We start from the raw sequence: 11,222 nt of genomic DNA on the forward strand, positions 1-11,222 counted from the left end.
AGGGCTGCTGAATGGACCCAAACCGGTAGGGAACGTTCCTGAAAACAGCGCGCCCCTTTATAACAATCAGAAATAACAAGATGCGCACTTGTTCTTAAAACAATATTAAGCCCTTTGCTACAATGACGCTCATTCGACAATCCCCGCGGATTTCCCTGCAATGACCCAACGCAACACACTCTCTCATCTCGACTGGCTCGAAGCCGAAGCCATCCACATCATGCGCGAAGTGGCCGGCCAGTGTTCCAATCCGGTGCTGCTCTTCTCCGGCGGCAAGGACTCGATCTGCATGCTGCGCCTGGCCGAAAAGGCCTTCCGCCCGGGCAAGTTCCCCTTCCCGCTGATGCACATCGACACCGGCCACAACTACAAGGAAGTCGTCGCCTTCCGCGACAAGCGTGCCGCCGAACTGGGCGAGCGCCTGATCGTGCGCTCGGTCGAGGATTCGATGGCGCGCGGCACGGTCGTTCTCAAGCACGAGGGCGAATCGCGCAACAAGCACCAGTCGGTGACCCTGCTCGAAGCCATCGAGGAATTCGGCTTCGACGCCTGCATCGGCGGCGCCCGTCGCGATGAGGAAAAGGCCCGCGCCAAGGAACGCATCTTCAGCTTCCGCGACGAATTCGGCCAGTGGGACCCGAAGAACCAGCGCCCGGAACTGTGGAGCCTGTACAACGCCCGCAGCCACAAGGGCGAAAACATCCGCGCCTTCCCGATTTCGAACTGGACCGAAATGGACGTCTGGCAATACATCGAGCGCGAAGGACTCGAACTGCCAAGCATCTATTTTGCTCACAAGCGTCCGGTCGTCATGCGCCAGGGTTCCATCGTGCCGGTCAACGTGCCGCTGGTCGGCGGCGGCATTGCCAACCCGGCCAAAGACGGTGAAGAAATCATCGACCTGCAGGTGCGTTTCCGCACCGTCGGCGACATTTCCTGCACAGCCCCGGTCGAATCGGATGCCGACGACGTCAGCAAGATCGTTTTCGAAACCGCCACCACCACCATCACCGAGCGCGGCGCTACCCGCCTGGACGACCAGACCAGCGACGCCTCCATGGAACAACGCAAGAAAGAGGGTTACTTCTGATGACCGCCCAAGTTGAACGAGTTTACGAAGATGCCGGCCTGCTGCGCTTTCTGACCTGCGGCAGCGTCGATGACGGCAAGAGCACCCTGATCGGCCGCCTGCTGTTCGACACCAAGACCATCCTCGCCGATACACTGAGCGCCATCGCCAAGACTTCCGAAAAGCGCGGCATGGGCGCGGTCGACCTCTCGCTGCTGACTGACGGCCTGCAGGCCGAGCGCGAGCAAGGCATCACCATCGACGTGGCCTACCGCTACTTCTCGACCGGCACGCGCAAGTACATCATCGCCGACGCGCCGGGCCACGAGCAGTACACCCGCAACATGGTCACCGCCGCCTCGACCGCCAACCTGGCCATCATCCTGATCGATGCGCGCAAAGGTGTGCTGACCCAGACCCGCCGCCACTCCAAGCTCGCCTCGCTGGTCGGCATCCCGCACCTGATCGTCGCCATCAACAAGATGGACCTCGCCGATTATTCGCAGGAAACCTACGAGCGCATCAAGGGCGAATACCTTGAATTCGCCGCCAAGGTCGGCATCGAAGACATCCGCTTCATCCCGCTCTCGGCGCTCAATGGCGACATGATCGTCGACCGTGGCGACAAGCTGAACTGGTACGAAGGTCCGACCCTGCTCGAAATGCTCGAAACCGCCCCGGCCGCCCATACCGAGCACACCGAGAAGTTCCGTTTCCCGGTCCAGTACGTCTGCCGCCCGCAGGATTCTGCCAACCCAGAGCTGCACGACTACCGCGGCTTCATGGGTCGCGTCGAAGCCGGTTCGATCAAGGTCGGCGATGCCGTCACCGTTTTGCCTTCCGGCCGCGAGTCGACTGTCAAAGCCGTGCAACTGGGCGGCGTCGATATCGGCGAAGCCTTCTGCGAACAGTCGATCACCCTGCTGCTGGCCGATGAAATTGACACCTCGCGTGGCGACATGATCGTCAAGTCGAGCGAAGTGCCGGCTGCCGTCAAGCAGATCGAAGCCACCGTCTGCTGGATGGCCGAACAACCGATGGACCGCGCCCGCACCTACCTGATCCGCCACACGACGCGCGACTCGAAGGCCAAGCTGGCCGCCATCGACCATCGCCTCGATGTGAATACGCTGGAAAAAGTCCCGGCCGAAAAGTTGGCCATGAACGACATCGCCCAAGTCACCTTCAAGCTGGCCCAGCCGCTGTTCGCCGATCCCTACCTGGAAAATCGCGGCACCGGCGCTTTCATCATCATCGACGAAAGCAACAACAACACGGTCGGCGCCGGCATGATCCTCTAAGCGTCGCTGCCCAACCCAATAAAAACGCCTCCATTACGGAGGCGTTTTTATTGGGTCTCTGGAATCTGGCGTCGAACCTGAGCAACGGACGTAAAGAAAAGGTTGCCGCTTCACGCTCAGTGCGAGAAGACAAGGACAGCCGTTCGGCCAAACCATAAAAAAGCCCGGTTCTGAATACCGCTCGGCCATTGGCAATCTGGCCGGGTCATCAAGCGCTTTCACGGCCTGGCCCGGTTGGCCTCCGCCCCGGATCATTTCGGACACTAAGCTGACGGTGAATCAGGCTGAAGAAAGCTTCGGGATCGATAGGCTTGGTCGTGAAATCGTCCATTCCGGCTGCCAGACAGCGCTCACGGTCTTCGGAAAAAGCATTGGCTGTCATGGCAATGATCAGGAAGCGGTGACCATCGGGTAGCGCACGAATGCGCCGGGTCGCTTCCAGGCCGTCCATCACCGGCATCTGCATGTCCATCAGAATCAGGTCATAGGGATAAATACAAGCGAGGGCAAGCGCTTCTTCGCCGTTTTCGGCTGAATCGATCCGAAAATGCAGATCTTCAAGCAGAATTTGCGTGATTTCACGATTAATGGGCTCATCGTCGACCAATAGAACACGAATCCCGGCAAAATCCTTGAGCAAACCTTGCTCAGCACCGCAGGTCGGTTCTTGATGCGCCTCCTGGCTGCCCAGTATTGCCTTGCGCAAGCGGGCAGTGAACCAGAAAGTACTCCCATTCCCGATTTCGCTCTCCAAGCCAGTTTCACCTCCCATGGCTGCTGCAATCTTGGCGGTAATCGCAAGCCCCAGACCGGTTCCGCCATATTGGCGGGTTGTCGAGCCATCGGCTTGTTCGAAAGCCTTGAATAGGCGTTTCTGTACCTCGGGTGCGATTCCGATACCGGTGTCGCGCACCTCGAAACGGATCAATACGTCTTCCTCGGTTTCTTCCAACAAGGCCGCCGTCATGAAGACGCTGCCCTGTTCGGTGAATTTCACCGCGTTGGTCGCATAGTTGAGCAGGCTCTGCTGCAGTCTGATGCGATCACCGCACAGTAAAGGCGGGAGATCGGGCAGTTCGAAGCTTAGAGACAGGTGCTTTTCCAATGCCCGTTCGTGAAGCATGGAAATAACGTTTTCGAACAGACTGCCGAGTGGGAAAACGTCCTCTTGCAGGGTGAGCTTGCCTGCTTCGATCTTCGAGAGGTCTAGCACCATGTTGATGATTTCGAGCAGATGCCCGCCGGCGGCTTCCAGCTTGTCCAGGCGAGTCTCCTGTTCCTGCTCTAGGCCGGCACGCCGCATCAGTGCGGCCATGCCGGCGATGGCGTTAAGAGGCGTACGTATTTCGTGGCTCATGTTCGCCAGGAAGGTCGATTTTGCCCGGTTCGCTTCCTCTGCCACTTCCTTGGCGCGCGACAACTCCTCGGTGCGTTTCACGACGCGCGCTTCGAGTTTCGAATTAAGTTCACGCAGTTCGTGTTCGCGTTCGAGAATGGCTGATGCCATCTGACCGATGTCGGTGGAAAGGTCGTTGAATTCCTTGATTCGGCCTTGCGGCCAGAGCCGGACGGGCCGGCCGCTGGCAACCTCGTGCGCTTGCTTGACGACCCGGGCAAGCGGCCTGAGGAGACGGGATGCGCCATACATTGCGAGCAAGGCACCGATAACCAGGGAAGCCAGGAAGCCACCGCAGACGATCAGGGTCGTCATGCGGATTTCCGGGTGATCAAATCCCGCCGGCAGGCGCGAGATGAACGACCAGCCAAGCGCTTCGGAACGCGCTCCTCCAACGTAGTAGTCGTGCCCATTGAAGCTGAAGCGGCTTGGCAAGGGCTCGTCCTTCAGCACGGCATTGAGCACGGGCGAGTTGTAAATATTGAGTTCGCCGGGACGCATGAAGGCCTGTGTATCGGCCAGCAGTTCGCCCCGCTGGTCGACTACCCAGATTGACCTTTGCTTATTGGCCGGGTTGCGGTCGAGTATGCTGAGCAGGTAGTTGATCGGTATTTCGGCGAGCAGAACCTGGTCGCCTGCGATGGGAATGGCCAGGCCCACCGTGATGACACCGCTCAGTGCGGAGAGATACTTGTCGCTCCAGACGATCTCGCGCCGTTGGCGCACCTCCTGAAAAAGCGGGGTACCGGAGAGGTCGCTACCGATGACTTCGCTTTCCAGATGCCGGTATTCCGGCGTGAGTCCCGCCGCCAGCACGTCGCCTTGAGACGAGATCAGGTAGAGCGCACGAAAGACTTTGCCTTCACCGATGGCGTCGGCGATGAGCGTTGATGGCGACTGCGTGTTGCGCAAGGCTGTCGCCACCAGCGCCATTTGTTCCTGTTGGGCTAGCATCTGCATCTCGATGCGGAAAGCCAGTTCGCGCGCTTCGCTCTCGCCACGAGCACGGATTTCCTCTTCCATCTGCGGAATGCGGGTGAGCAGAAAAACACCGCCAACAATCAGGAAGGTGAGTACCGAGGTCAGGGTCAGCAACAAGCCAAGATAGACGGGTAGACGCCATTCGCGTTGTCGCGATGCCTTCATTTGAGCTGCACCAGTTGGCCGTTGCGGATTTCGGTAAAGAAGACTTCCCGGGTGGCGTCGCCATAGGCGTCGAACTGGATTTGCTGCTGTACGCCGGTATAGGGGCCGTACTTGAGCAGGGCTTCCTTCATGCGTTCACCGTCGCGCTTTTTCTGCAGCGCGGCGATCACTACTTTGGCAGTATCGTAGGCGAGCAGCGAAAAGGAGCCGAACTCACGCTGGAAACGTTGCTTGAAGGCATCGCGGAACTGCTGGTAGGCAACGCTTTGGTCGTTCCGGTTGTAGGCATGCGTCATCAGCAGACCTTCGACGGCCCGTCCGCCCATCTCGCTCAAGGCCTCTCCGGAAGCTGCCCATTCGGACGAACTGAGCGGCAAGTTAGGGGCCAGTCGGCGTGCCTGTTGTGCCAGCCGCGAGGTATCGAGCGTACTGGCGACAAAGATCAGCGCATCAGGCGAGTGTTCTAGCAACTTGCCGATCACGTCGGCAAAGCGCGTGCTCGCGACGGACTCGAAACCGGCGGTGGCGCTGACGCGCCCCCCAAGGCGGGTCAATTCCTCGTTAAAGCCCGCTATCCAGGTATCTGAAAAAGGGCCGTTCGAGGCATCGAATGCCAGCGCGGGCTGGCGGATGCCCCGCTCATAAAGTACCCGCGCATGCTGAATGGCCGCTTCTCTCGTCGTGCAATTGACACGAAATAAGTAGTCATCCTTGCCCTTGAAATAGGTTGAGGCGACTGTCGGACTGATAATCACCTGGTGGGCCTCATTCATCATCGGCACGACCACCGTGGCCATCGAACTGGTGACCGGCCCGATGATCACATCAGGATGCAGCGCGATCAGTTCTTCCGCCGCTTTTTTGGCCTGAACCTTGTCCTGCCCGTCGTCACGAACGCTCAAATCAATTTTGCGGCCATCGATGCCGCCAGCTGCGTTCTGCTGCTCAATCGCGAGGATCACGCCATTGCGAACGCTCTCGCCAAAATCGCTTCCACGGTCGGATAAGCCGGCCAACAGGCCGATGCGGATCGGTTCCTTAGGTTGGCACCCTGCGAGCAGGGATAGGCCCAAAGCAAGATAAATCCATCGTATTTTCACGTTTGCGTTTGCCCCCTGGAACGCGGCTGCTATTGCAGTTACAGCTTATTTTTATCGTCTAGGCTAGTCAGTTAGGGGCAGGGTCGTCAACAAGCATCTCCAGAATATTCATAACAAGTAAATCTGGTTCGCTCTCAATAACGGACATTCCGCCAGCTAGCGACGCAAGGTCGCTTATGCCGCGTTATTTGCACAAATACTCCGACCGGTTGTTGCCTGATGACGTGTGCTAGCGAGGCGATCAGATTGGTGAGTGCCCAATGCTGTCACTCAACTGCATTGGACAGTCGGTCTGCTTTTGCAACTACTCATGCCGCATAACGCATGCCCCGCCGTAGTTCATCACGCTTGCGTGGTGATGACTGTCTTCTTCATTTGAAGATGAGTGAACATGGCCAATATTCAGACTTCTTGTAGCCAGGCAGCTACCTTCTTCGGGTCCGGCAAACTGCCAGAGTGAACAACCTTGCCATTAATAACCAGACCGGGGGTGCCCATGATGCCATAACCAATGATAACGGCCATATCTTCAACTTTTTCAAGGTTGATAGCGACTCCGGTCTGCTCAGCGACTTGCTTAACCATTTCGGTCAGGGTTTTACAGCGTGCACAGCCCGGGCCAAGGATTTTGACTTCTTTCATGGTGTTCTCCTTATAGAACTGCGTTGAATACGTAGCCGACCATCAGAATGCCCAGGGCAACGACACCGGCAAAGGTGGCAATCAGTTGTGGCTTCAAAGCTTTGCGCAAAATAATCATTTCTGGAGCTGAGAGTGCTATCACACTCATCATGAAGGCCAGTACGGTGCCGAGGGCAGCGCCCTTGCCAATCAGCGCTTCAACAATCGGGATGATGCCGGCCGCGTTGGTGTACATTGGCACGCCGAGCACCACGGCAGCAGGTACGGCCCACCAGACATCCTTGCCCATGAAGGACGCCATGAAGTCCTCGGGTACATAGCCGTGAATACCTGCCCCCAGTGCGATACCGGCAACGACGTACGGCCATACCTTGGCGACGATTTCCCGAATGTGACCGAGGCCAGCCTCGCCACGTTCGACCCAGGTCATCGAACTCCCTTCGTATTCTTGGTCCGCTTTGGCCTGGATAGCTTTTACCCAGTCTTCGAGATAACGCTCCATCTTCAGCTGCCCGATAACCAGTCCGGAAATAATGGCAACCAGAAGACCCAATCCTAAGTAGAGACCTGCAACTTTCCAGCCAAACATCCCGAACAGCAGCGCCAGGGCAACTTCATTGACCATGGGGGCCGAAATAAGGAACGAAAAGGTTACTCCCAGTGGAACACCTGCCGACAGAAAGCCAATAAAGATTGGCACCGCAGAGCAAGAGCAGAACGGCGTCACGATACCGAGTGAGGCGGCTAGAATGTTGCCAACCCCCATCCTCTTTCCTGAAAGTAGTGCTCGAGTTCGTTCAGGTGCGAAGAAGGTCTGAATAACCCCCATCACGAAGACGATACCGGTCAGAAGCAACATGACCTTCGGTGTATCGAAGAAGAAGAAGTGGATGGCTTCACCTAACGCGCTGCTTCGGCTCAATTCAAGCAGGCTCAGCCCAAAATCGGCGAAATCAGTTAGATGGGTGTAGGCCACAAACCAGATAACTGTTGAGGCAGTAATGCCGGCCGCCCACCGCTGGTTTTGGTTCGGGGCACTGGTGTTAAATGAGGTTTCGAGTTTCATCGCATGCTCTTTGTAAGTCTCTGTTACCACTGAAGACGTGGATGTCAGTCAAAGGATGCAAGTTTGCCAAAATTAATTTTCTTTGGGCCCCCGCGGCACGAAACAACAAACCTGACCAACCTCGTCAAATCGGACTTGGCACGCAGTTACGAGTTGTTCTCGAAGTCGTTTTCGAGCACGCTGGACCCGCGACTTGGCCGCCGGAAGCGTCACTCCAATCCGGTCGGCAAAGTCCTGCTGTGATATTCCCTCGATGTCACATAGCGTTATTGCTTCGCGGTCCTCAACGGAGAGTTCGGTAAGGACTCTCGGGATGCATTGAGATAGCGAATCGACGGGAGTAATTGGCTCCGCATCCACTGCCGTAAGTTGGGACTCATCCAGCACGACCTCGTATCTGGTCAACCGATAGCGGTCGATTAGGAGGTTACGGGCAACCTGAAACAGCCATGCTCTCCGGTTGGCGATACCGCACAGACCACGCTCCAGACGCGTTGCTCGCAGAAAGACCTCTTGAACGACATCGTTCGCCTCCTGCAAATCCGGAATGCGGTTAGCTACGAAGTGTAGCAACTCACTCCGATGCTCATCCCAAGCGTCGATAATACATTTCATCAGTACTCACTACTGCTCTGCCAGATAGTAGTGTGCCGGAAAATTATTGTGTTCGTGCGGCAGCTTTTTCAAATTGCTGACAGACCATATCCGTAAGAGACCGCTTGTGACCGGTAATACCCCGCCATCAATAGTCAGCGTCTTACTTTCCGACAGGTGAAGTTTTTATTTCCCCATCGGTCGCCTTGCGCACGCTACGCGCCAGTTCCAGCAAGGTTGGCTTAGCTTTCAGATTGGCCCGTTCGCAGTACTCCAGATTGACGTCGAACATCAGCCGCTTGCCTTCCAGTGCCAGCGTGATGCCCACTGCCTGCAGGCTTCCCTTGTCCGTTACCGTCAAGGTTGGCTGGTTACCGAGGATGTTTCTGATTTTGGGCAAATTGACGATCTCGCCGGCCCCGACATAAAGGATGTCGCACAAGCGGATTGGCGTTGGCGTCGTCAGTCGGGCGATCACCATACGCTGCCCGTTAACCCGTCGTTCGTAGTAATTCTGCATCGCAACACCCACCTCCTCATCGCCGAGGATGCAGACGTGGAAGTTGGCCCGTTTGGAGTCCGGCCAATCGAACAGGTAGGCAAAGTTGTACAAATAAGCCGCTTTCATCTCATGCTCGGCCACCACCTGGGCGTTTGCCGCCAGGCTGAAACAGAACAAGAGAAGAAGGATCAGGGCGCGCATGGCTATTTCAGAGGTCGACGTTGAGCTGGAACCAGTAGGTCCGACCGTCCATGCGCAGGGCATCGATGCCAGTTCCCGGGGCCCAGCCAAAGGGCGACACCACTTCGTAATTGCGGTCGAACAGGTTGCGGATGCTGAATGAAGCGGAAAGCCCATGCCATTTCCGCTCGCTGGAGAAAGTCAGGTTGGCCAGCGCGACGCCTCCCAAACGGCGTCGCTCGGTGGTCAGGCGCGAACCGAGGTATTGGGCCTCCAGGCCGGCGCGAATCGACTCACCGGGCAAGGGTGAAGTCAGCTGAAACTTGCCCAGCAGGTTTGGGGAATTGACTGCATCCTGCCCGCTCGTGTCGTGCGAATGCTGCCAGGCGCCACTGGTTCTGGCCCGGATGCCGTTGTCCCAGCGCGCCTCGAATTCGAGCTCGCCGCCCTTGGACAGGCTGTTTCCTACCGGGGCATAGTCACCCAGAGCATCAACGTAGACCTGTTGCTTGCTGCGGCGATACTCGTAGAGCGAGCCGGTAATCCGCATGTTGCGATCTAGGTCGTGCTGCACCACAAGTTCCTTCGCCGCCACATATTCGGGCACCGCTCCGGCGCCATAGATGGATCGATCGTCGGCATTGGGCATGCGGAACGCTTCGCTATACGAGGCTTTGAGCGTGGTCCGGAAATCCGGCTGGTAGATCAGCGCGATGCGCGGGCTCCAGTTACCTTCAAGATCGCTGGCCTTGTCGTAACGCGCTCCGACATTAAGGCGCCAGCGCTCATGGAAACGGTACTCGTCCGCCATGTAGACACTGGTCATGTTGCGTGAATACGACTCCTGGAGATCGCTCGTGACATTCCAGCCCGACGAGTAATAAGTCCGGCGCAGGTTCTGACGAAAATCGTTGCGATATTCCATGCCGAACAGGATGGAATGGTTGGCAAACCACTTGCCGACGAACTTCTGGTCCACACCCCACCACTGCGCCTGATGCCGTCGCTGGGCATAGGGGTCCGGATCGTTGATGACCCGCCGGTTCTCATAGGCGTAGTAGCCATAATAGAAGCGCGACGCCGAGTACAGCTGCAAGCCAAGATCGGTCTCGTAGCTGGCGTTGAGGTAGCTGTTTTCGTCGTCGATCGTGAAGGGCGTATTGAACACCGAGAACTGTGTCGGCTGGGTCGGCACGCTCTTCCGGCGATCGACATAGCCCGCTTCGATACTGAGCCCGTCGAGTGAGAACTTGCCAAAGAAGCGCTTGTTGCGCTCGTCGTCGAGCCCGTTCGCCCAGCCGTGGTTGTTGCCCGGCGTATCGTAGGCCGGGAAATACAGGTTCTGGCCCTGTGAGTCCATTGCCGAGGCCGAGAGCAGCAGGTCGGCACCATTTTCGAAGCGCCTGCCGAACGTCGCCCGCTGCCGGTATGTATCGTGGCTACCCGCTTCGCCGGAGAGCTGCAGGCCGTTGAAGTCGCCCCCCTTGCGGGTGACGATATTGATGATGCCGAGCATGGCATTGTTGCCGTAGGTCACCGAGCCGGTACCCGGCACGTACTCGACGCGTTCGACCAGGGCCAGGTCGAGCAGCCCGGATTCGTCGATGTAGGCCTGATTGAACAGGCTGTCCTGCGTCACGTAACCGTCGATCAGGACCATGATCCGCCCGGTGTAGTCACCCGGCGCCCCGAAACCGCGCCCGCCCATGTACTGGTAGCGGCGGTCAGAGGTGGTGTATAGGCCACGCATGCTGTTGATCACATCGGCAATCGTCCGGTAACCATAGGCCCGAATATCTTCGGCGGTGACGATGGCGACGGCGGATGGCGAGTCGCTGATCTGGCGAACCAGCGTAGACCCGGTGACAACCTCGCGCTTGACCAGTTGCTCGAAGGGAAGAACCGCCAAATCCTCTGCTCCGGTCGCTCGGAGCGGATGATGGAAAAGTGCCAGCGCCAAGCTCATCGCCCCAAGCCACCACAAGCGGTGCGGTGACGGTGAGGGCTTGAGAACAGCGATCAATGCGAGCCCCAAGCGTTGCGCGAGGCAACTGAAGGCGTGACGAAAAGGAATGGATTCATGACAAGGCGACGGAAAAACCGGACAGCGTAAAACTTGACGGGCACCCACAGGTAAGCCGCAAAGCATGGAAAAAATAAAGGTGCCAATTATGCACAGCTCATCAGCTGCCGTTAATCCTGAAAGGACAATATTCCCTGCAAGCC

Annotated in this window: 9 protein-coding genes; 2 read left to right on the plus strand and 7 right to left on the minus strand. The window is 57.6% G+C overall.

The genetic code is table 11. From position 1 onward, the window contains the following. Positions 1-160 precede the first annotated feature (160 nt). On the plus strand, positions 161-1,090 hold the full coding sequence (gene cysD / locus DARO_RS15080) for a sulfate adenylyltransferase subunit CysD (protein ID WP_011288672.1): 930 nt from the start codon (positions 161-163) through the stop codon (positions 1,088-1,090). Further along, positions 1,090-2,370 carry a sulfate adenylyltransferase subunit CysN gene (cysN, locus tag DARO_RS15085; protein ID WP_011288673.1) on the plus strand — a complete coding sequence of 427 codons (1,281 nt, stop codon included), beginning with the start codon at positions 1,090-1,092 and terminating at the stop codon, positions 2,368-2,370. Before cysD ends, cysN begins: the two co-directional genes overlap by 1 nt. 208 nt (positions 2,371-2,578) lie before the next feature. Here the strand turns inward: cysN and DARO_RS21860 are convergent, their stop codons facing one another. The 7 genes from DARO_RS21860 to DARO_RS15120 form a co-directional block, all read right to left on the minus strand. Further along, complete coding sequence (locus DARO_RS21860) at positions 2,579-4,912, minus strand: hybrid sensor histidine kinase/response regulator (RefSeq protein WP_011288674.1); 2,334 nt, start codon at positions 4,910-4,912, stop codon at positions 2,579-2,581. After that, positions 4,909-6,012 carry an ABC transporter substrate-binding protein gene (locus tag DARO_RS15095; protein WP_011288675.1) on the minus strand — a complete coding sequence of 368 codons (1,104 nt, stop codon included), beginning with the start codon at positions 6,010-6,012 and terminating at the stop codon, positions 4,909-4,911. Before DARO_RS15095 ends, DARO_RS21860 begins: the two co-directional genes overlap by 4 nt. Positions 6,013-6,414: 402 nt before the next feature. Then, positions 6,415-6,654, minus strand: coding sequence for a thioredoxin family protein (locus DARO_RS15100; RefSeq protein WP_011288676.1), 240 nt, complete (start codon positions 6,652-6,654; stop codon positions 6,415-6,417). Positions 6,655-6,664: 10 nt separating this feature from the next. Next, positions 6,665-7,720 (minus strand): permease, encoded by a 1,056-nt coding sequence (locus tag DARO_RS15105; protein WP_011288677.1) that lies wholly within the window; start codon positions 7,718-7,720, stop codon positions 6,665-6,667. A gap of 72 nt (positions 7,721-7,792) precedes the next feature. Continuing rightward, positions 7,793-8,335, minus strand: a complete 543-nt coding sequence (gene sigZ, locus DARO_RS15110) for an RNA polymerase sigma factor SigZ (RefSeq protein WP_011288678.1) — start codon at positions 8,333-8,335, stop codon at positions 7,793-7,795. 142 nt (positions 8,336-8,477) lie between these two features. After that, positions 8,478-9,017, minus strand: a complete 540-nt coding sequence (locus tag DARO_RS15115; protein WP_011288679.1) for a YfiR family protein — start codon at positions 9,015-9,017, stop codon at positions 8,478-8,480. 7 nt (positions 9,018-9,024) lie between these two features. Further along, on the minus strand, positions 9,025-11,019 hold the full coding sequence (locus DARO_RS15120; RefSeq protein WP_497462984.1) for a TonB-dependent receptor: 1,995 nt from the start codon (positions 11,017-11,019) through the stop codon (positions 9,025-9,027). Between the last annotated feature and the right edge of the window lie 203 nt (positions 11,020-11,222).

Source organism: Dechloromonas aromatica RCB, from assembly GCF_000012425.1.